We start from the raw sequence: 19676 nt of genomic DNA, 5'->3' as shown, positions 1-19676 counted from the left end.
GCCCTCTTATGATCGTGCCTGCGTGGGCAGGGTGAGAACTTCGGCTCCGTTGTCGGTGATGGCGATGGTGTGCTCGCTGTGCGCGGTCCGACAGCCTGTCGCGCTGCGCAGCGTCCAACCGTCGGCGTCTGTGACGAGCGTGGCAGTGTCGGCCATGACCCAGGGCTCCAGGGCGAGCAGCAGTCCGGGGCGCAGCTTGTATCCGCGGCCGGGCCGTCCGGTGTTCGCGACGTGTGGGTCCTGGTGCATGGTCGAGCCGATGCCGTGGCCGCCGAACTCGGTGTTGATCGGGTAGCCCGCCTTGCTGAGGACCGTGCCGATGGCGTGGGAGAGGTCGCCGATGCGCGCCCCAGGCTTGGCGGCGGCGATGCCGGCGGCGAGTGCACGTTCGGTCGTCTCGATCATAGCAACGCTCTCCGCTGGCCTGGCCTTGCCCACCAGGAAGCTGATCGCGGCGTCCGCGGCCACCCCGCCCCTGGCCACTGCGAGGTCGAGAGTCAGCAGATCCCCGTCTGCCAGCGTGTAGTTGTGAGGCCGCCCGTGGAGCACCCCGTCGTTCACGGCCGTGCAGATGTAGTGCCCGAACGGGCCGCGCCCGAAGGAAGGCGCGTAGTCGACGTAGCAGGACTGCGCTTCCGCCTCGGTGATCATCTCCTTGGCCCACTGGTCGATGTCCAGCAGGTTCGTCCCGACCGTGCTGCGCTGCTTCAGCGTGTGCAGGATGTTTCCGACCAGGGCGCCGGTGTCTCTCGCCCGCTCGAGCTGCGCGGAGTTCAGGATCTGGATCATGGGGGCCTCTCATGGACGTCCAATAACTATACCGGTCTAACTGTACCGGTATTAGAATGGGGTCATGGTCCGGTTGCCGCTCGCCCCCGCCGAGGTAGAACGCGGATAGCGCCTTGGCGCCCTGCTCCGCCGAGCCCGGGGCCGCCGCTCAATGCTGGACGTGGCGCTCGCTTCGCATCTCTCGCCGGAAACTCTGCGGAAGATCGAATCCGGCCGTGTGGCCACCCCCGCCTTCCCGACCGTCGCAGCGATCGCCGACACCCTCGGCCTGTCTCTTGACGCCGTCTGGGCCGAGATCAACCAGGTGGAGCGAACCGTCGAGGATCAGTCGGTCCTGCCTGTCACACGGCATCCATCGCTGGTTTCGTAACACCCACTCCACATCAAGTACACATTGGCCGGTGAGCTTGTCGTGGCCTCGTCAAGATCGCCGGCACAGGGCTACCGGCGAACGGCGATGTGCACGAGACCGGCCGGTGCGATCGCCACTGTGGCCCGGGGGCCCAGGCCCTCGAAGCGGCTCCGACCCACGTGAACCCCTACGGCCGGTTCGAGCCGGACTTGAATTCTCACCTCGACCTCGCTGTCGTGGCGTAAGCCTAGGTGGCCTGGCCTGAACCGTCGGTCAGAGCAGCCGCGGTCAAAGCGAGGTGCTGGACCAGGACCGCGGCTGCGGTGTCGGCGTCACGGGCCAGCGCCGCCTCCTCCAGTCGGCGGTGTTCCTTGGCGCCGTCCCGGTCGGGATTGCGGTGCGCCGACCAACGGCGGGCCAGCTCACTCTGGGTCCACAGCCGGTCGAAGGTCTCCAGCAGCGCGCGGTTGCCACACCCCTCCAGCAATGTGCGGTGGAAGGCTCTGTGAGCTTCGGCCCAAGCGCCGGTGTAGTACTCGCTCTCCTCCGGCGCGAATGCCGGAGTGCGCACCAGGCGATGGTGGGCGGCTCGCACGCGGGCCTCCCAGTCGACGTCGCCGCGCTCGATGGACATGCGCAGTACGACCGGTTCGACGGTCCGACGGGCTTCCGTGATCTCCTGCCAGCGGCGGTCGGAGAAGGACGGGACGGCGAAACCGCGGTTGGGCAGCCGGTCGGCGAGCCCCTCGCCGACCACTCGCACGAGCGCCGTCTACGACCCCGACGCCCCCACAGGGTCCGGGTTCTGGCACTGGGCGGTCGCCGACATCCCTGCCACCGTCACCGAGCTGCCCGAGGGCGCCGGTGGCGACACCGGCTCACAGATGCCCGAGGGCGCCTACCAGTTGCCCAACGACGCCCGCGTGGCCCGCTACATCGGTGCCGCCCCGCCGGCCGGACACGGCCCGCACCGTTACTTCGTCGTCGTGCACGCCCTCGACATCCCCTCCACAGGCGTCCCGGCCGATGCCACACCGGCCGTCCTCGGCTTCACCATGGCCGGTCACACCCTTGGACGCGCGGTGTTGACCGCCACCGCTGGAACACGCGCCTGACAGCGCCACCCGACTCCTGGAGACACCACCGCCATGCACCTCGATGCCCTTCCCGACCCCGCCCGTACCGGCGACGGCCCGATGGACCTGAACGCCGTACGTGATGTCAGCCGCGCCATCAGCGCCGCTCACCTGTTCATATATCTCGTCCCCGAGACCGCCGAGGAGGCGGCCGAGCTCGGCGTGACCGACCGCGGACCGACGTATCTGGCCTTCCGGTCGGCCGCGATGGGCGCGGTTCCGTGGCAGGTCACGCTCGCGGCCTTCTACAACTTCAGCCCGCGGGCAGCGCGGGCCATGGCGGGCGTATGGGACGCCGCGCCGCCCGAGCGGTGGCAGGCCGCCCGCTTCCTGGCCGCCGGCCGGGCGATGCTGCGCGTCGGCGTACATCTCATCGACGACCACCTTGCCGAGGCGCGCTCGCTGATCGACCCGGTCGTCGCCGGTGCCGATTACGCCGGTAAAGTGCTGGCCGCCGCGAACGCCTCGGTCGGGCTTCCCCCCGATCCTCTCGTCGCACTCTGGCAGCAGATCACGGTGGCGCGCGAGTGGCGCGGCGACGCCCATCTCGTCGTACTCGCCGACAACGGCCTCGGGCCGTGCGACTGTCTCGTTCTGCACACCGCGACCGGCCGCCTCCCGACGGCTCTGGCGCGAGCGACCCGCCGGTGGGACGACGAGGAGTGGAGCGCGGCGACGGCACGCCTCGTCGCGCGCGGCTGGCTCGACTCCCACGGCCTGGTCACCGACGCCGGCAGTGCGGCGCGCGAGCGCATCGAAGTGGAGACGGACCGGCACTGCGCCGCGCTATGGGCACCGATCGGCAACGCAGGCGCCCGCCGCTTCGCCTCGCTCATCTCGCCGATCACCCACGCATTTACCGCAGCAGGGACGTTTCAGGCCGTTCGCGGATAGTCTGATCTCGCATAAACGGTCCTTTCCCAGAGCAAGATCAAACAAAGTCGTACGGAGACCGTAGTGACGAGTTTGACGAAGAACGATGCTCGACGGGAGGCGTTCTGTACGAGGCGGTGTTCGACGAGCCGGGGGAGCAGCGTCCGGCCGACGACGTCGTCTGGGAGCGGGTGCGCTGGTGCGTGGCGATGCGCGAGGCGGCGCCCCTGGAGGAGATGCACGTCGACGATGCCTCCCGCTGGCACCGGCTCGGTGACGGCACGTTCGATGCGCTGCGCGCCGGGTTGGCCCCGCGGGCCCGGCTGGCGCTCTGGCCGGACCTCTCCACCGATGTCCCCGTAGTTGTGGCCGGCCTCCCGGACGGGGCCTGGTCGAATTCGCCTGGGAGGACCGGGACGGCCGGATCGCCAGCACGGTCGCCGACGAGACCCAGTTCACGGCACTGGCCGCCCAGCTCTGCGGTGTCCGTGCCTGCCGTCCTGCCGTCCTGCCGATGGCCGTCGATGGGCGCGGTCCCGTGTTCACGGCCGTGCTGCCCGACGGGGACGGCGTCCTGCGCGCCCGGTGGCGCACGGAGGCGACCCCGAGCGACCGGGACTGGGGTGTTCTAGCCGGCTGGCTGCACGGTCCAGTGGTGCGGCTCGATGGGGGCCGGCCTCACCACGAGCCGGCCGGTCACGCCGGGATCGTCGACCAGCTTCCCCCACGAGGCGGACCGGTCGCCGGGGGTGTGCTCGATGTCGGCCCACACCGTGCTGCCGGGGCCGGCGGAGCCGTAGAAGACGGTCCATTCGGCGTACCGGTCGCAGTTGTCGCTGATCCCCACCTTGTGGTCGTCCGTCAACCTCAGGCAGCCGCGCGGGGCCGAGTTCGGCACGGAGACGTTCATCGTTCCGTTGGGCCGTTGCTGTACCTGCCAGTTCGCCGAGGTGTACGTGCTGTCCGTGCAGTCGCCCAGTGACACTGTGCCGACAGGTCCGTGCAGCTTGGGCCAGACCAGGCACTTGCCGTCCGTGAGGACCGCGAACCGGTAGACCCCGTCGATGAGGGGGGCGGCGTGGGCGGGCTGCGTGAGCGCCGAAGTGGCCGCGATGGCGGCGGCCATGAGGGCGATGACTCGTGAACGCATGGGACGGACTCCTCGAACAGCCGTGGTCGGACCGATCGCACGGCACTGACACGGTTTCACACGATCCGCCGGAGACGGCGACGGCACCGATCATGGAACACCGGCCTGCCCGGGGCGCAGTCGGCGGTCGTCTCCGTCACTCGCCTGGCTGAGTCACGTCACCCGACGGTGTGGCGGCTCGGGCTGCGGGTGTCGTACGTCAGCGGCCCAAGGGCGTGCGGGCATCGACGTGATGTTCGGGGACGATCGGCCCTCGGAGGTCGTGCGGACGATCGAGGGGAAAGATGTCGAGTCATATTCGTTCACTATGTGACCAATATGAAAAGTAGCTCCGGTCCGTACTTACCGAACCTTTACCCTGATCGACGGACCGGACTGACGACCTGTCAGTTCGACTGCCGATCAGAGGTGGAGAACCAGTGCTGAGAAGCCCGCGTCCGCCCATGCCGATCACCGCCCGAAGCCGTCGCACCGGCCGCCGTCCGCTCGGCGCCGCCACGGCCGTCGCCGTCACCTCCGCGCTCCTGCTGCTGGGCCTGGGGGGCGTCGCCCCCGGGGCCGGCGCCAGCCCGGCCGACACCACCGTCGGGGCGTCCGCGCTGGTGAAGACCGTGCAGAACGCCACCCACCCGGGCGCCGCCACCGCCGAGCACGGCGACACCCTGAACTGGGCCGTCACCTACCGCGGCGGCACCTCCGGCGGCGCCGCCGCGCCCGCCGCCGTCACCGACCCGATCGCGGGCGCGGGCGACTCCCAGACGTACGTACCCGGTTCGCTGAAGGTCCCGCCCGGGTGGACGCCGTCCTGGTCGACCGACGGAAGCACGTTCGGCGCCACCGACCCCGGCCCCGCGACCACCGCCGTCCGGGCCGAGAACCCGGTGCTGCGCGGCGTCGGCACCGGCGTCTCCCCGCTGCTGCTCGCCCCCGTCCAGCCGACCGCGCAGTCCACCGGCGGCGACGGGTTCACCCCGATCCTGCACCGGACGGCGTCCGGCGAGATCCAGTCCTGGAACATCTACCACCACGCCGCGCGTAGCGCCCCGCAGGTGGTCTGCCTCAGCCTGACGGCCGGTCAGCCCTGCACCGGCGGCCCCTGGCCGCGGCCGCTGAACACCACCGTCGGCCCGCTCGGCAGCGGCGCCACCGGTGACATCGGCAGCCCGCTCACCCCGCAGTACGTGTTCGACCCCGCGCACCCGAACCAGGTGCTGTACCCCGCCGTCACCGCCGCCGCGGTCGGCGTCGGCTGCCTGGACCTCGACGCGCAGGCGAACTGCGGCTTCACCGCCCTCACGCCCACCGGCGGCTCGCCCAGCAGCGTCAACAACCTCGCGGGCCTGGTGCGTTCCGGCGACAACCTGTACGGCGTCGCCAGCAACGGCCGGGTGCTCTGCCTGGCGCTCGCCACCCGCACCCCGTGCGCCGGCCAACCGTACGCGCCCGTCGCCCCCGGCAACCGTGACCTGCCGAGCACGCCCACCGCGCTCTACTTCGGCGCGCTCACGGCGATCGGCGACAAGGTCTTCGTCTCCAGCTCGCCGCAGGCCGGCACCTCCACCGTCCCCGGGCCGCCCGCGCTCGGCTGCTTCGACACCGCCGCCCGCACCGCCTGTGCGGGCTGGGACACCCAGCACCCCGCCGGGCCGAACGCCAACTACTACACCTACAACGCCTACACCGCGTACGACACCGCCGGGCACCCCGACGGCGTCTGCACCAGCACCGTCGGCGGCGCGAACGTCCTGACCACCTGCTACGGCCTGGACGGCTCCGTGCACGCCGCGCCGAGCAGTCTCGGCACGCTGGCCGGCAACGTGCTGACCTTCAACCCCGAGACCGTCACCACCGGTACCGGCACCCGCAGCTACTTCCCGATCTGGGGCGGCGGGGTGGCCGGCGCGACCGTCTGCCACGACTGGGCCACCGGCGGCCCCTGCGCGGGCTTCCCGCTCCCGGCCGGGCACCCGAGCGCCCACGGCGGCGACACCCGCGACTACGGCTACAGCTACGACTCCACGACCCGTTGCCTGATCGGCCTCGGCGACGCCGGCGTGCTGTTCTCGCTCGACCCGACGACCGGCGCCAGCCCCTGTGTGCACAGCGGCGCCTCGGTCACCCTCGAACCCGGCGACTTCTACTGCGACGGCGCGAGCGGCCACGTCCAGGGCTACGACAAGGTCCGGCTGACCGACATCGACCTCTCGCACATCACCCTGTCGGCGTCCCGGGTCCTGGTCACCGACCCCGACGGCACACCCGTCGCGACCCCGGCGCTCGGCGCGGACGGCACGGTCGACCTGTCCGGCATCTCCGTCACCGCGCACCCGGCCCTCACCGTCACCGCGCAGCTGGTGCTGACCACCTCCGCGGACTTCACCAACGGCAACCACCCCTCCCTGGTCGTCGAGTACCGGGGTGACGGGCCGCAGGTCTGCTTCCGCACCACCGTCGCGGCCGCCTGCACCGCCACCGCCGTCACCAACACCGCGAACGGTAGCGACGCGAACGGCGCGCTCACCTCCAACACCGTCACCACCGCGGTCGCGCCCGGCACCGGCTGCCAGCCCCGGGTCACCGTGGAGAAGGAGATCTGCGGCTCCGCCAACTCCCACGACTGTCTGCCCGGCGGCCCCGGGCCCTGGGCCAAGACCAGCCCCGTGGGACTGCTGGGGCTGCTCGGCACCGCGCACTGGCGGATCACCGTCAGCAACGCCGGACCGGTCGACGCCGCGTCCGTCACCGTCAACGACGCCAGCACGCCCGCCTGCCGGCAGGCCGCCGGCACCTTCGCCCTCGCGGCCGGCACCAGCCGCGCCGTCTACTGCGACTCCCTGCTGCTGGCGCTCCCGCTGAAGAACACCGCCTCCGCGAGCTTCGTCGCCGCGAACGCGCCCGCCGGCACCACCCCCACCACCACCGCCCCGTCCGCGGCGGTGGCCTGCTCCCTGCTCTGCATCCTGGCGGTGCCCGGCAAGGACTGACCACGCCCCCGATCGGTACGCCCGACGCCCCGCCCCCGAACAGGTGGATTCAACAACTCGTCGCAACGCAGCGGGGGCTGGGGGTTGGGATCGTCTTCAGGCAGCTCGAAGAAGCGCTTGGCTGGGGTGTCCCAGCCAAGCGTCTTCCCGGGCCTGGGGTTGAGTAGACGCTAGAGGGCGGTATGTCCATTTCTGGATGATCTGGTGCCGCCCGTTCGCGGGTGCGGAGTCGTTCGGGCTGACGTGCACGTCGTGTGCATGATGGCATCGGGGGATGAAACGGACGCCGTACTCAACGGATTCGTCCGACGGGCACCGGGCCTTGGTCGAGCCGCTGCCCACGGCCTGGAAGCAGGAGCGGGTGTCGCGCCCGGCGACCCGGGAGCCGACCGACGCCGATCGCGCCCTGGCCACCGCCGTCGACCCGCGCATGACGACGCCCGCGAGGGCTCCCGAGCCGGCCGCGAGAGCGGCCTTCCACTTCGCCGACGTGCCGATCTACTCACAGCTGGCAGCCTCATGGTGGGTGAGTGGCCGGACCGTGCCACTGCACTGCCTCGGGCAGGGCCTGGCGGATCGCCTGGCCGTAGGAGCCGGAGCCGTCGCGGCAGACGTATTCGGCCCCGGGGTGCTCGCGCAGCCACGCGACCAGGGTCGGAGTGGTGCGGTCGGGCAGGATGTCGATCCGCTCTCTACCGAGGGCAGGTCGAGAAAGAGATCCTGCGCCGGGCAGCGGCGTATTTCGCACGGGAGAAGAAGTGAGGGCCCGCCGCTGGGACTTCATCTCCGCCCACGCCGGTGAAGTTCGGTGTCCAGCGGTTGTGCGAGGTCCTTGGCGCCGCCCGGTCTGGGTACTACGCCTGGCGGGCCGGTGCCCGGGCCCGCGCCGATCGGGCGGCGGCCGAGGCCGCACTCGTGCGCGCGATCCGCGACGTCCACCAGGAGACCCGGGGCGCTTACGGGGTGCCGAGAGTGCATGCCGAGCTGAGGGCTCGGGGCCGGGTGGTCAATCGCAAGCGGATAGCCCGCCTGATGCGCGAGCACGGCATCGTCGGCCGCCACCTGCGTAAACGCTGCCGGACGACGGTCCAGGACAGGAGCGTGCCGACGGCTCCGGACTTGATCGGGCGGGACTTCACGGCGGCGGGGCCTGATCTCCGGTGGGTCGCCGACATCACGTATCTGCCGGTCGGCGGGTCGTGGATGTGTCTGGCCACCGTCATCGACCTGCACTCGCGGCGTCTGGTGGGCTGGTCGTTGGCCGACCACATGCGCACCGGGCTGGTCACCGACGCGCTGGAGGCCGCGGTGGCGGTCCGTGGCGGTCGTGTCGGTGGCGTGATCTTTCACTCGGACAGGTGGTCGCCCAATACGGCTCGGCCGAGTTCGCGAGAGTTTGCCGGCGCCACGGTGTCCGTCGGAGCACGGGAAAGGTCGGCTCCAGTTACGACAACGCCGGCGCGGAGAGCTTCTTCGCCTCGCTGAAGAGGGAGTTGATGCACGGAGTGCGCTCTCCAGCCAGCACGAGGTGAGGCTGGACGTGTTCCGCTGGATCTCCTTCTACAACGTCCGAAGGCGTCACTCCACGCTCGGCTACCTCAGCTCGGTCCACTTCGAACAGCAGACAGCTGCGTCCCGTAGCATCACACTCGCCACATGAAACTCCGGTGTCCACGTCCCGGGGGAAGGCTCAGTGTCCGACCTCGCCCCTCGCGTGAGGCACGGCCAGGACCAGCGACGGGGACGCGGTGGCGCAGGTCCCCCCGGGCGGTTCGCCGCCGTCTTCGCCTGCCTCGATCACCGCGCCGCGCCGTGCGTCGACCCGGACCATGAGCAATCTCGGCGTCCTTCTACCAGCCCCGTCACCCGCGACCATCCGGTCCCGCCCCGCCCGCACTGGTATGACGCTTCCTCGGTCGAGCCGACGGTGGGCACCAAGCCCCGCCCGGCTCCCGGTGCCCACTCTCGGGTTGGGCCGCATGCCTGCTCGCTCGCTCGGCCCTGCGCGGAGCCGGCATCGCCCTCGGTCGCTCGGTCGGGTCCCGGTGCGCAGGCCGTGCTCACCGCTCGTCCCCGCCGCAGTGGTCCGACCGGTCCAGTAGCGGCCGCCGCTCTCGCGTCCCTTCGTCAGGTCCCCGGTGGGAGAGGCGACTCCGACGTGAGAACTCTGCCCTGGGTCCCGGTTGCCAGCACTTCTGGCTCCCTACCGGGACGTTTCGGCCAACTCCCGACGGGGCGGTGGCTGCACCGGCGCGGCGCTGGTGTCATGGCGGCTCTTCACGATCGAGGTCGGGGTCGCGGTCCGGAGCTTCCCGTTCGCGCGGCGCTACTGGCACGGGTGCCTGGCTCGGCGTCGGCGCCGCGGAGGCCGTCGATCATGAAAGCCGCGAGGCGTCGTGCCGCTGCGTCGCGCGTGGAGGCGGGCGCGGCGGTCAGTCCGCGGCCGGCGAGGAGAATGACGACGAAGTCATCGAGCACGAAGTCCGGACGCAGCCGGCCCGCAGCTTGCGCGCGGCGGATGAGGGTTGAGACGGCGCGGCCCAACTCCTCGCGGTGTGACTCGAAGTCGACGATGCCGGGGTGTGCCGACATGAACGCGTCCGTGAAGCCCTGGTTGCGCGCGTTGAGGAGCAGGGCGCGCTCGATGACGTCGCAGAGCCCGCGCCACGGATCCGGGTCGGCGGTGCCGTCGTAGACGATCGAGCTGCACTCGGCGAGCTCCTCCTCGAACGCCTCAAGCACCAGGTCCTGCTTCGTCGGGAACCGGCGGTAGAGGGTCGCGGGCCCGACGTCCGCACGCCGGGCGATCTGTCGTATCGTCACCCCCAGCCCGGACTCCGCGAAGAGCGACCGGGCCGCGGCGAGGACACGATCGCGGTTCTCCCTCGCGTCGACACGCAGCAGGTGGGTCATCCTTCAGGCGATCTCTCTCACAACAGCAAGTGGACGGATCCGTCCGTTACGTTCGATCGTACGGGAGCCAACCGGCCCTAACCAGTCAGGAGCGATGCATGCGAGCAGTCTCGATCCGTACTTTCGGCGGCCCGGAGGGCATGGAGGTCGTCGATGTCCCCGTCCCCAGCCCGAGGGCAGGTGAGGTCGTCATCCGGACCGCGGCGATCGGGGTCGGCGGAGTCGACGCGGTGATCCGGCGCGGCACGCTGGGCGCGCTCGGCCCGGCCATGCCTCGCGACGGTCTGGTGCCGGGAAGTGAGGTGGCCGGGACGGTCGCGGCCGTGGGAGCGGGTGTCGAGGCGTCGTGGCTCAACCGACGCGTCTGGGCGTTCACCGGCCTTTCCGGCGGCTACGCCGAGTACGCGGTCGCGCGGATCGCGAACGTCACGCCGCTGCCCGCCGGCCTGACGCCCGTCGATGCGGTGACACTCGGCAGCGCCGCCCCGGTGGCGCACTTCGCCCTGCAGCAGGCGCACTTCGCCGAGGGCGAGACCGTGCTGGTACGTGGCGCGGCCGGCAGCATCGGCATCGCAGCCGTCGAGATCGCGGCCCGGGCCGGTGCACGGGCAGTCGCGGTGACCACGTTCTCAGCCGAGCGGGGCGAGCGGTTGATGGAGCACGGCGCGACACACGTGCTCGACCGTGACGGGAACAGTACGCGTGGTCCCGAGCCGGCCGGCTTCGATGTGATCGTCGACATCGTCTCCGGGCCGGCGCTGCCCTCGTTCCTCGCGCGGCTCGCACCCCGTGGCCGGCTCGTGCTGGTCGGCCTCGTCGCCGGGCCGCCTCCGGCGGACTTCGGGTCGGCGCTGCTGAGCCGGTTCCGGCAGTCGCTGTCGGTCGCGACCTTCAGTCTGGACACGGTGCCGCGAGCTGACCTGGCCCGGATACGCGCCGACCAGTTGGAGGCCGCGGTGCGAGGTGACCTCAGCGCCGTCGTCCATGCCGTCCTCCCACTCGAAGCTGCGGCAGACGCCCACCGGCTGATGGATGCCGGCGAGGTCTTCGGGCGGGTCGTCCTGACACCGTGACGCACCGCCGCCCGGTGACGTGGGTTCTACTGGTGCACCAATGTGCCGCGCAGGGGTGAGCGTCGAAGTTGGCTACAGGGCACGCATTCCCGGAGCGTGTAGCGGCTGGGCGGGGCATCCGGCTGCGGCTGTCGAGGTCAGGCCTCCTCGGGGCCACCTTGGTGGCCACCCCGGCAGGCTGCACGCACGCTGACGCCCACCCCTGGCCACCGCCGCTCTCCAGGGGCTCACCTCAGGTGGGAGATGAGGATCCATACGGCAACAGCGAGGAACACGATCCCGACCACGCGCTGCATCGTGTAACCCCTGCGCGTGGGCTCCGCGCCATCGGGGTCCTTCACCCACCCTCGCTGAAGCCGCCGGTTCACCCCCCGCACGAGCTGGGGCCGCAGTACCTGAACAAGCCCCATGGCGAACACCAAGCACGCCACCACGATGAACATCTGTCCCCCCTCGCCGGCCGCTGTGGGCGCCCTCTCATCTGACGCTCTCTCATGCGACGCCTGCCCTGCGGGCCACGCATGAAACAGGGAGTCCGTAAGGCACCGCCGACTACCGGCGATGATCGCCGCGGCGGCGGGCGCCGGCTCATCGGGTCCGTTCTGCGTGGACAGAACGGACCCGATGAGCCGGTAGGAGCTTCCTCCGGGGCACGGTGCGGTCGTCGGGTGCGCGAGGCGCCGGGACCGACGGGTGCCCCTCGGCGGACCGGTGACCAGCGGGCACGGAACGGCCGGCGCCCGGGGAGGCGGGAGGACGTTCCGCGGCGCAGCAGCCGTGGTCGTCCGGCGTCGAGCCCAAGACCGTCCTCAGAGTGCAAAGGGCCGGTACTCCAGAGCCTGATCGACAACCTCCGCAGCCGTTGGTGCCGGTCCCTTCGGCCAGAAGACCAAGTCGCTGACAGAGCCGCTTGGGCATCCGAAGGCCCTGTCCAACGCCGCCAAGGCCTGGGCAAGTTCGGCGTCGGTGGCGTAGTCCGCGTCCGTGTCCTTCTGCACCATCGCCACGGCGGTCTCGCGAGCCATCACCACTGCGGTCACCCCTTTCAGGCGAAGGGGAGCCTATCGACCCGCAACGTCGGCCGGACAGCTGTCAGATGTTGGTGAGGCTGACGTTCTCGAAGCTGGGGTGCGGCCCGGCCGTGGGCGCTCCCGGGGCGGCCTCGGCACCCTCGGGCGCGCCACGATCGAGACCGTGAGCGGACCGTCCGCAGCAGCGCCTGGTCCTGGAGCCGCTGGACCTGCTCGGCAACGTCGAAGTGGATGTCGTGGCCGCCGCCGTGCTCGGGCCCGCTGTCGACCTCGGCCGCCCCGAAGAAGGAGGTCCAGCCGACGAGGTAGGGGCCCTCCGGATCGAAGTCGCTGCTCGGGCCGTTGAGTAAGACGTGGAACGGCGTCCCCGGCGGCACGTCGGTGCGCACGTCGTGCACGGTGAGGATGAGGCAGCGCCGGGAGCGAGGCAGGGCCAGCACGGCGGCCCTCGACTTCAGCCACGCGCGCGGCCGCGCCCACGGCGCCAGCCTCCGATGGGCGAGCGGTGGCACGGGGATGGTCATCGCTGCTCCGGAGGGATGGGGTGGACGGCCGAGCGGATCGCCATGTCGACGCCCGACTCGGAGGTCAGGTCCTGGAGGTGGCTGGCCGCCTCCGAATCGGCGCAGCACGTCTGCGACCTCCGCAGCCCCGGAGCCTCTCAGGGTGCGCAGCCAGTTCAGGGTGGCCTGTTGCGGGGGCCGCTGGTTATGGGCCTCGTCCCAGGAGCACGAAGCGGTGGCCGCCTCCGTCAGCAGCTGAAGGTCGCCGGCGCGGCCCGCCGCCCGGGCGATACATCGACGCCGACTCACGCCCATCCTCGGGCCGGGCGCGTCATGTGTTCAGGCCGCAGCGCGGAAGACGTACGCGGTCATCGGGGCGGTGACTGGCCCCGGTCCCAAGCGGGCAGTCATCTCCTCGATGACAGCCGCCAGGACAACTGGTCCGTCGCCGCGCTCCTCAACGGCCGCACGCACTGGTGTCCCGGTGAGGTACCCGGTTGCAAGGTCGGCGGTCGATGCGGCCCGGCCCTTAGCTTGACTCTGTCGGGGATCTTGGACGATCGCGCTCAAGTGCCGAGGGTTCGCCAGGACTTCGGACGGGGGATGTCGTTCTCGTCCAGGTAGGTCTGGAAGGCGGTCGGTGATCTCGGCGAGGGGACTTCCTCGGTGTCTGGCCGACCGCTGAGCCGTTCGATGTTCACGGCGATGGCTGTGAGGACGTGTTGCAGGTGGGCTTTCGGCAGTCCTCGGTAGCGGCAGCGGCGCATGGCGTGTCCGTGGGCGAACTCGTTGATGGTGCCCTCGATGCCGGAGCGGACCGCGTAGCGGGCCTTCCAGCCGGGTGTCTGCTGCTCGGCGCGGACGCGGCTCTGCAGGTCGAGGAGTTCTCGCGGGGGAAATCCCACGTTCCGGGCGTCACCAGTGCTCGTGCACCGGGGGCGGGCGGGACATGGCTGGCACTGGGTCTTGGTGAACCGCGCCACGATCAGTGGTGCCGCAGTGGGTGAGGAGGTCGGGTAGGGGCCGTGCCAGCCGGCGCTGACCTGGCCTCGGGGGCAGGTGACCTGTCGGCGGTCGAAGTCGATGTGGAAGTCGTCCCGGCCGAAGCCCTCGTTGCGGCGGTGCTGGCGGGTGGGGTTGCCCGGCAGCGGCCCGCTGACGGTGACCTGGTGTTCGCGGGTGGCTCGTTCCAGGTGGACCAGTGAGGTGTAGCCGCCGTCGACCAGGTGCTCGGCGGGCAGCAGTGCGCGACGTGCCAGGCGGGCGTGGATGCCGGGCAGGGCCTGGCCGTCGTTCGTGGCGGCCGAGGTGGTGGCCACGTCCGTGATCACGTTGACGCTGTCCAGGGCGCAAGTTTCGGTGACATGCGCGGCGAACCCCTTCCAGCTGATGATGTGCCCGTGACGGACGTATCGCGCCGTGGTGTCGTAGGGGGAGACGATCGCCGTCGAGGAGGGCGGCAGGCCACCGTCGTCGGCGGTGCGCCAGCGCAGGCGGCCCGCCGCGTCGCGGTAGTAGTTCTGCACGACGATCCTCCGCAGCGCCTCGGCCTGCGGGCCAGGGCGGTACTGCGACTCGCGTCGCTGGAGGTGCTCCAGCAGTCGGCAGGCGTCGTCGCCGGCGGCGAGGATCCGGGTTTTGGGACGGGTCGGGTTTTTGCCCAGCCGGACCGGACGGCCGTAGCGGCGCCCCCACTCCTCGTTGACCAGGCCGGTCAGCAGGTGCGAAGCGGTGCGGGCCACTTCTTCGAGCGCGGCACGGACCGCCTCGGTGACCAGCTCCAGCCTGGTCAGTTCGCGGACTGCGGCCAGGACGTGGGTGGAGTCGGTGCGTTGGGTGGTGCGCTCGCGCACGAGTCCGGCCTCCTTGAGACGCGCGAGTGCCAGATCGAGGAGACGGTCGGCGCGGTCGTCCTGGACCAGGCGTTCGCGGAAGTCGGCCAGCACGCTGTGGTGGAAGCCGGGATCGTCCAGTTCCATGGCCAGGGCGTATTTGAAGTCGATGCGGCAGCGGACCGCTTCCGCTGCCTGTCGGTCCGACAGGCCGAGGAGGAACTGCAGCACGCAGACGGTGGCCAGCTGGGCAGGTGAGATGCCAGGGCGTCCGTCGCGCGGGTACCAGCCCGCGAAGTTCCGCGACCGGCTGCGGGACCGGGTCCGCGAGGCGGCGGGCCGCGATCCGGAGCCGACCGCAGGCATCATCGACGCGCAGTCGGTGAAGGGCGCCGCGTCCGTGCCGGCCGCCACGCGGGGATTCGACGGCGGGAAGAAGGTCAACGGCCGTTATCTTGAGCCATCGCGATGAGGATGAGGCTGACCAGGGACAATGCGTTGTGGACGGTGTCCTCGACGCGGAGGGTTGGGGGACCTTTCCTGCTGCGGAGATTGTGTCGCCCGGCGTGTCGCTCGCTCCGGGCAGTCAGCCGGACGATGTCTCGACTGTCACTCCGACGGAATGGTGTCGGAGCCGGGAGGCTACGAGTTCCATCTCGACGAACGTGCCCGCGAGGCCGGTCGTCTTCAACTCGTGTGCCATAGAACGTGCTTGTGCCAGTGATAGGCCGTGCATCTCTCGAAGGGCGCGAAGGACGGGCACTGCACTCGCCTCGGGCGCTGTCAGCCGGAGCCGGGCGGGTCCGTGTTCCGCGAGGAGGGCCTGGCGGATCGCCTCCGGAGTCGCGTCGCCGAAGTCCTGCTCGCACCAGGCGACGGGGCAGGATTGGCAGGCCCCCTCGGTTCCCCACCACAGGCGTCCGCCTCCGATGTGCTGGCCGGTGTCGAGTATCAGCACACCGCCGCAGGCTTCGCATCGTGTTGTGATCTTCACGCCCTGGCTTATCATCGTGCTCCTCATCATCGGGCCTTGCCCCGGATAGTGCCGTAACAGCGTCCCCTCGTCGACCGCGTATCCTCGCCGACCTCCCGGGTTGGCTGCGGGAACAGCTGCGGTCGCGATGCTGGTGCGTCAGCTTCTCAGCACGGGCCGATCGCTCTTGCGGCTGGTGACGTCGCCGTGGCGCGGGTGCCGCAGACCTCGGCCGTGCGGCGTTCGCCCAACGCCAGGGCCAGGGCCTGCCTGAGCTCGCGGTTCTCGGCCTCCAGCTGCCGGTTGCGCTCGGTGGTGGCTTCCAGACGCCGCAGCAGGGATGCTTCGGAGGCCCGCTGCCGGTCGGGAACCGGCCGGGCAGCGGGGACGGGGCGATGCCGGGCTCGGAGACGTTCGATCTCGGCTCTCAGGTCCGGCTGGTTGTAGAGCCAGGACCGGGAGACACCCGCCTCGCGGGCGACTGCCTCGAAGGTGATCACGGTGCCGGTCGCATCCATCCGCCGCAGGGCCGAGGTCGCGCGTCGGCGGGTCGACGCGGCCCGTCGGCGGGCTGCGTCGACGATCAGGTGGGAGTTGTCAGCTGGCATCCGCGGTCTCCTCGTGTTCGGCCTGGCTGTCTTCCAGCTCGCGGATCATGTGGTCGAGGTTGTCGGTGACCTGCTGGTTCATCTCGGCGACGCGGGTGTGGCCGCAGCTCTTCGCGTGGTCGATCAGCGTCAATGTGCGGGTGCGCTGTTCGCGAAGCTCGGGCAGGAACTCGGGTCCGGTGAGGAAGACTGGGCAGGTCAGGCAGGCTTCTCTGAACTAGCGATCGCCAATCGAGGCTCTGTGTAAATCGCTGGCAGCTGGGTCCTCGCCGGGCAAAGATGCAGCCATGCGCTATGCCAACACCGACCCCGAGCTGATGGACCTGGTCCGACGATTCGTCACGCCCGGCCGCCGGTACCTGCGGCTGGGTGGAAGCTCGCTGCGGTTGAGCGGGCCTGAGCGCGAGTTGTTCGTGAGGGAGCTGGTCCAGGCTGCCGGGGAGATCACTCCCGCTGAACTCGGCATCCTTTTCGAGGGCGGGTGGCGAGAGTGCAGGACTGCCTCCTGGCTGGTTGCCGTGGCCGGCAGGACCGAGTTCCGCAGCCGCATCGGCGAACTCCTGCTGGCCAGCGGAGGCCCCTACGGCGGGTCGTACTGCATCACTCTTGCCACTTTCGGCACCAGCGCGGACGCCGATCTGGTCTGCAGATACCTTGATCGCTACTTGCCTCAACCCGACCTCGTCTGGGACCAGACCTTTGCTCTCAGCACACTGCTTCACCTGGATGCCGTCCTTGGGACCGAGCGAGCGTCCCGATACCTTGCCGCCGGTGGCCTGTGGCAGCAGTGGACCGATGCCACGTCGAACATGGTGCGGGATCCGCAGGAGTACCGGCAGGTCGTGGACCAGCTCTGTTCCTTCGCCAGTGAGTGCGCTGAACTCTTCGCCAGAATGGAAACCAGGCGCTGGTCCTCCCGGCCTGACCGCTGGACGCCGACTGCTTCGGACTCCTCGGTAGAGTCTGGGGAATGACAGGAAACCAGGGTCGCTGGCCAAAGATTGACCAGGATGGTGGCATCGAGGACGTGACGCTGCTCATCCTGGAATGGCTGGGCGAGCAGGGCGTGAATGCCATGATCAGGGTGGACGCGGAGCGGGTGGCTGATAACGCGCCAGCGTGGACGTTCGCCGCCAGCGGAGGTCCCCTGGAGCACGGCATGCGCGCTGATGGGAGAACCGTGCAGCAGTGCATGTCCGCCGCCCTGGTCCTGCTGCGCGAAGCCGGGTTGTCTGTTCCGTTTTGATCTTCGTTCGGCACTTGCTTCGATCACGGCGTTGCTCTCCTGGCCTCTGTGGTGCCTGCCGGCTGGCGGACGCCCGGCATACCGAGTTCGACAGCGATCGACTGTCTCTTGACGAGTGCGTCGACCTGGGCGAGCTTGTCCTCGGCGCCGGCAAGGCTGACCTTGAGTCCTTCGACCTCGCCGAGCCAGCCTTCGCGTTCGGCTTCGGCGATGCGGGCGATGAGGTTGTCGCGGATCTCCTCGATGCGGGAGCGTTGGTCCGGGTCCGGCCTGAGGAGTGCACATCTGACACAAGCGTGCTCATGAACACACGGGGTGGAAAATGCGCGGCCGCAGGTGCCGATGGACACCTTGCGCTTCTCGAAGTGCGCGAGGAAGGCATCCCACTCCTCCTCGGTGGGAGTTCGGTATTCTTCGCTGGGCCGGGTGGACCGGCGGCGGGCGATGAACGCCCTGTGCGCCTCGATCGTCTCGGCCGGGTAGACGGCTTTGTAGCCCATCGTTGTATCGATGTTCTTGTGTCCGCAGATCACTTGGGCGATGTGCGGTGGGAGGCCGTTCATGATGGCGTCGGTGACGAAGATCCTCCTGAAGTCGTGCGGGGAGATCGTGAGCGGTGCGCCGGCGGGGTCGGTGAGCCCGGTGGCCGTGATCGCGCCGATCAGCAACGTGCGCAGGAACGTGGGGGTGAAGGCTCGGTGCTCGGTTCCGATCTGCCTCTGGAACAGCAGCGGCATCGGCGGGTTCCAGACCTTCTCACGGACGTCGTAGAACGGGGCCAGCGGGATCGCTCCGGCGGGGCCGCGTAGCCTGCGGACGATGGCTGACAGGACGTCCGCCAGTTCCGGGCTGACCAGCAGGAGGCGCTCGGTGTCGGTCTTGGACGGGGCGATCTGGAGCAACGGAACGATCTCGCCGGTAGCCGGGAGCCGGTATTGGGTGATGCTGTGGTGGGTCAGCTCCAAGAGCTCTTCGTTGCGGATGCCCGTCAGGCGAAGGACCTCGACGGCGGCGAACGCCCAGAATGCTTCCTCCTCCTCGAAGGAGAGGTTCCGGCGTCGCCCGGTGGAGGTTTCCTCGGCCCAGGTGAGGTGTCCCGCGGCCTTGGATGTGACGGCTCGGCGAAGCGATCCTTCGGTGCCGGGGATCACCGTCCCGGGCTCGGTGGCCTGCGCAGTCCGGAGCAACTCGGCGGCCGCGAGCCTGCGGCGGTTGGCGATGCTGACCAGGACGGGGAGCACGGGAAGGCGCTCGCGGGTGCGCTGATCCATCCGTGCCTTGCGGTGCTTGCGCTCCTTGGCCTTGCGGATCTCGTCATCGCTGATCGGACAGCGGACGACCCACGGTCCCCAGCGGGCCGGTTCCTCCGTGGCCCAGTGGGCGAGGTCGAGATAGAAGGCTCGCACCCGCATCAGCTCGTCCTTGGCGTTGAGCCGGGGGCTGGCGATCTCGACCGTCGTCCCGTCGGGACCGGTGCTGGTGCGTCGCTTGGTGCTCAGGTCTTCCTTCCAGGCGCGGGCCAGCGCCGGCGGCAGCAAGAGCGTGTCGATGCCCGGTGACAGCGCTTCGACCCGCGTCCAGAACAGCCCTGCCAACGTCCGCGAGATCGCGTCCAAGCTGGCGAAGTCCAGCGAGGGCTGCCGCTCGCGGAGGTAGTCGACCAGCAGATCCCGGATCGGGCGGCACCGGATCGGGTAGCGGTCCACGAGCTCCTCGATGCTCAGCTGACCCAGGGCCTGTCCGAACGCCCGGATCGTGGCCGGGGCGTCGTCGGGGAAGATGCCCAGAGTCCGCAGCCGCAGGTAGAAGTCGACCTTGTGCTGTCCGCCGCGGACGTGGACCCGCCGTTGGGTGTCGACCAGCTCCACGCAGTCTGAAGCTCCACCCTGCGGCTGGACACTCTCCGTCTACGCCGCGAGGGTGTGACCTTGCAGGTGCCGCTGGCGGATCTCGAGGGGCGTGAGGTATCCCCACTCAGGGTGCCTGCGTAGGCGCCTGCGGTTGTAGAAGGTCTCGATGAACGCGAAGACCTCCGCGCGGGCGCTGGCGCGGTCAGGCCAGACCCGAACGCCGATCTCCTCCTTCAGCACGGCGAAGAAGCTCTCGGCGGCGGCGTTATCGTAACAGGAGCCAACTCTCCCCATCGACTGCCTCATGTCCAACTTGCTTATCTCACTGCGGAATTCACTCGATGTGTATTCGCTGCCGCGATC

At 70.1% G+C, this 19676-nt stretch carries 17 protein-coding genes and 4 pseudogenes; 9 read left to right on the top strand and 12 right to left on the bottom strand.

Annotation, left to right across the window (positions count from 1 at the left end):
* Window positions 1-6: 6 nt before the first annotated feature.
* The gene (map, locus tag ABT263_RS23150) at window positions 7-789 is read right to left on the bottom strand and encodes a type I methionyl aminopeptidase (protein ID WP_352292825.1); all 783 of its coding nucleotides are present in this window, start codon (window positions 787-789) and stop codon (window positions 7-9) included.
* A 121-nt stretch (window positions 790-910) separates the two neighbouring features.
* On the opposite strand from map, the gene ABT263_RS23145 reads away from it, so the two are divergent.
* Window positions 911-1159: a helix-turn-helix transcriptional regulator gene (locus ABT263_RS23145; protein ID WP_352292921.1), complete on the top strand. Its 249-nt coding sequence runs from the start codon at window positions 911-913 to the stop codon at window positions 1157-1159.
* Between the two features lie 229 nt (window positions 1160-1388).
* On the opposite strand, the pseudogene ABT263_RS23140 reads toward ABT263_RS23145, so the two are convergent.
* Window positions 1389-1910, bottom strand: a pseudogene (locus ABT263_RS23140) (GntR family transcriptional regulator); the annotation flags it as partial.
* Between ABT263_RS23140 and ABT263_RS23135 the strand changes: the two are divergent.
* Window positions 1909-2256 (top strand): annotated as a pseudogene (locus tag ABT263_RS23135) (YbhB/YbcL family Raf kinase inhibitor-like protein); the annotation flags it as partial. The pseudogenes ABT263_RS23140 and ABT263_RS23135 overlap by 2 nt on opposite strands.
* A 33-nt stretch (window positions 2257-2289) precedes the next feature.
* Window positions 2290-3171, top strand: a complete 882-nt coding sequence (locus tag ABT263_RS23130) for an SCO6745 family protein (RefSeq protein ID WP_352292823.1) — start codon at window positions 2290-2292, stop codon at window positions 3169-3171.
* Between the two features lie 607 nt (window positions 3172-3778).
* Here the strand turns inward: ABT263_RS23130 and ABT263_RS23125 are convergent.
* The gene (locus tag ABT263_RS23125; protein ID WP_352292821.1) at window positions 3779-4300 is read right to left on the bottom strand and encodes a hypothetical protein; all 522 of its coding nucleotides are present in this window, start codon (window positions 4298-4300) and stop codon (window positions 3779-3781) included.
* 443 nt (window positions 4301-4743) lie between these two features.
* Here ABT263_RS23125 and ABT263_RS23120 point away from each other — a divergent pair, with 443 nt between their 5' ends.
* Both ABT263_RS23120 and ABT263_RS23115 read left to right on the top strand, forming a co-directional pair.
* Window positions 4744-7284 carry a DUF7617 domain-containing protein gene (locus tag ABT263_RS23120; protein ID WP_352292819.1) on the top strand — a complete coding sequence of 847 codons (2541 nt, stop codon included), beginning with the start codon at window positions 4744-4746 and terminating at the stop codon, window positions 7282-7284.
* A gap of 701 nt (window positions 7285-7985) precedes the next feature.
* Window positions 7986-8944 (top strand): annotated as a pseudogene (locus ABT263_RS23115) (IS3 family transposase); the annotation flags it as partial.
* 617 nt (window positions 8945-9561) lie between these two features.
* Here ABT263_RS23115 and ABT263_RS23105 read toward each other — a convergent pair.
* The gene (locus tag ABT263_RS23105; RefSeq protein ID WP_352292813.1) at window positions 9562-10197 is read right to left on the bottom strand and encodes a TetR/AcrR family transcriptional regulator; all 636 of its coding nucleotides are present in this window, start codon (window positions 10195-10197) and stop codon (window positions 9562-9564) included.
* 98 nt (window positions 10198-10295) lie between these two features.
* Here ABT263_RS23105 and ABT263_RS23100 point away from each other — a divergent pair, with 98 nt between their 5' ends.
* Window positions 10296-11270 (top strand): zinc-binding dehydrogenase, encoded by a 975-nt coding sequence (locus ABT263_RS23100; protein ID WP_352292919.1) that lies wholly within the window; start codon window positions 10296-10298, stop codon window positions 11268-11270.
* 227 nt (window positions 11271-11497) lie between these two features.
* On the opposite strand, the gene ABT263_RS23095 is transcribed toward ABT263_RS23100, so the two are convergent.
* The 4 genes from ABT263_RS23095 to ABT263_RS23080 form a co-directional block, all read right to left on the bottom strand.
* Window positions 11498-11713 (bottom strand): DUF6199 family natural product biosynthesis protein, encoded by a 216-nt coding sequence (locus ABT263_RS23095; RefSeq protein WP_352292811.1) that lies wholly within the window; start codon window positions 11711-11713, stop codon window positions 11498-11500.
* Window positions 11714-12079: 366 nt separating this feature from the next.
* Window positions 12080-12310, bottom strand: a complete 231-nt coding sequence (locus ABT263_RS23090; RefSeq protein WP_352292809.1) for an e9imm peptide — start codon at window positions 12308-12310, stop codon at window positions 12080-12082.
* Window positions 12311-12315: 5 nt separating this feature from the next.
* Window positions 12316-12825 carry a hypothetical protein gene (locus tag ABT263_RS23085; protein ID WP_352292807.1) on the bottom strand — a complete coding sequence of 170 codons (510 nt, stop codon included), beginning with the start codon at window positions 12823-12825 and terminating at the stop codon, window positions 12316-12318.
* A 545-nt stretch (window positions 12826-13370) separates the two neighbouring features.
* On the bottom strand, window positions 13371-15002 hold the full coding sequence (locus tag ABT263_RS23080) for an IS1182 family transposase (protein WP_352292917.1): 1632 nt from the start codon (window positions 15000-15002) through the stop codon (window positions 13371-13373).
* On the opposite strand from ABT263_RS23080, the pseudogene ABT263_RS23075 reads away from it, so the two are divergent.
* Window positions 14962-15087 (top strand): annotated as a pseudogene (locus ABT263_RS23075) (IS5 family transposase); the annotation flags it as partial. The gene ABT263_RS23080 and the pseudogene ABT263_RS23075 sit on opposite strands and share 41 nt — an antisense overlap.
* Before the next feature lie 689 nt (window positions 15088-15776).
* Here the strand turns inward: ABT263_RS23075 and ABT263_RS23070 are convergent.
* Together ABT263_RS23070 and ABT263_RS23065 are read right to left on the bottom strand one after the other, a co-directional pair.
* Complete coding sequence (locus ABT263_RS23070) at window positions 15777-16217, bottom strand: DUF6262 family protein (RefSeq protein ID WP_352292805.1); 441 nt, start codon at window positions 16215-16217, stop codon at window positions 15777-15779.
* Window positions 16207-16350 carry a hypothetical protein gene (locus tag ABT263_RS23065; protein WP_352292803.1) on the bottom strand — a complete coding sequence of 48 codons (144 nt, stop codon included), beginning with the start codon at window positions 16348-16350 and terminating at the stop codon, window positions 16207-16209. Before ABT263_RS23065 ends, ABT263_RS23070 begins: the two co-directional genes overlap by 11 nt.
* A 154-nt stretch (window positions 16351-16504) precedes the next feature.
* Here ABT263_RS23065 and ABT263_RS23060 point away from each other — a divergent pair, with 154 nt between their 5' ends.
* Together ABT263_RS23060 and ABT263_RS23055 are read left to right on the top strand one after the other, a co-directional pair.
* Window positions 16505-17191, top strand: coding sequence for a DUF6000 family protein (locus ABT263_RS23060; protein WP_352292801.1), 687 nt, complete (start codon window positions 16505-16507; stop codon window positions 17189-17191).
* A complete protein-coding gene (locus ABT263_RS23055) occupies window positions 17188-17463 on the top strand; it encodes a hypothetical protein (protein ID WP_352292799.1) in 276 nt (91 codons plus the stop codon). Before ABT263_RS23060 ends, ABT263_RS23055 begins: the two co-directional genes overlap by 4 nt.
* A gap of 23 nt (window positions 17464-17486) precedes the next feature.
* On the opposite strand, the gene ABT263_RS23050 is transcribed toward ABT263_RS23055, so the two are convergent.
* Together ABT263_RS23050 and ABT263_RS23045 are read right to left on the bottom strand one after the other, a co-directional pair.
* Window positions 17487-19331 carry a tyrosine-type recombinase/integrase gene (locus ABT263_RS23050; protein WP_352292797.1) on the bottom strand — a complete coding sequence of 615 codons (1845 nt, stop codon included), beginning with the start codon at window positions 19329-19331 and terminating at the stop codon, window positions 17487-17489.
* Window positions 19332-19370: 39 nt separating this feature from the next.
* Window positions 19371-19676 (bottom strand): integrase core domain-containing protein (locus ABT263_RS23045; protein ID WP_352292795.1); only part of this gene is annotated, 306 nt, incomplete at its 5' end.

It is taken from the genome of Kitasatospora sp. NPDC001603 (assembly GCF_040298365.1).
Lineage (GTDB): Bacteria > Actinomycetota > Actinomycetes > Streptomycetales > Streptomycetaceae > Kitasatospora.
The sequence above is the reverse complement of the archived record's forward strand: the minus strand, read 5'-3'. Positions and strand labels throughout refer to the sequence as shown.

Coding starts and splice junctions, on each gene's coding strand:
- ABT263_RS23080 (WP_352292917.1), bottom strand. CDS start 15,002: ATGCCTGCGGTCGGCTCCGGATCGCGGCCCGCCGCCTCGCGGACCCGG.
- ABT263_RS23085 (WP_352292807.1), bottom strand. CDS start 12,825: ATGACCATCCCCGTGCCACCGCTCGCCCATCGGAGGCTGGCGCCGTGG.
- ABT263_RS23095 (WP_352292811.1), bottom strand. CDS start 11,713: ATGTTCATCGTGGTGGCGTGCTTGGTGTTCGCCATGGGGCTTGTTCAG.
- ABT263_RS23120 (WP_352292819.1), top strand. CDS start 4,744: ATGCCGATCACCGCCCGAAGCCGTCGCACCGGCCGCCGTCCGCTCGGC.
- ABT263_RS23060 (WP_352292801.1), top strand. CDS start 16,505: ATGCGCTATGCCAACACCGACCCCGAGCTGATGGACCTGGTCCGACGA.
- ABT263_RS23105 (WP_352292813.1), bottom strand. CDS start 10,197: ATGACCCACCTGCTGCGTGTCGACGCGAGGGAGAACCGCGATCGTGTC.
- ABT263_RS23130 (WP_352292823.1), top strand. CDS start 2,290: ATGCACCTCGATGCCCTTCCCGACCCCGCCCGTACCGGCGACGGCCCG.
- ABT263_RS23125 (WP_352292821.1), bottom strand. CDS start 4,300: ATGCGTTCACGAGTCATCGCCCTCATGGCCGCCGCCATCGCGGCCACT.
- ABT263_RS23055 (WP_352292799.1), top strand. CDS start 17,188: ATGACAGGAAACCAGGGTCGCTGGCCAAAGATTGACCAGGATGGTGGC.
- ABT263_RS23100 (WP_352292919.1), top strand. CDS start 10,296: ATGCGAGCAGTCTCGATCCGTACTTTCGGCGGCCCGGAGGGCATGGAG.
- ABT263_RS23070 (WP_352292805.1), bottom strand. CDS start 16,217: ATGCCAGCTGACAACTCCCACCTGATCGTCGACGCAGCCCGCCGACGG.
- map (WP_352292825.1), bottom strand. CDS start 789: ATGATCCAGATCCTGAACTCCGCGCAGCTCGAGCGGGCGAGAGACACC.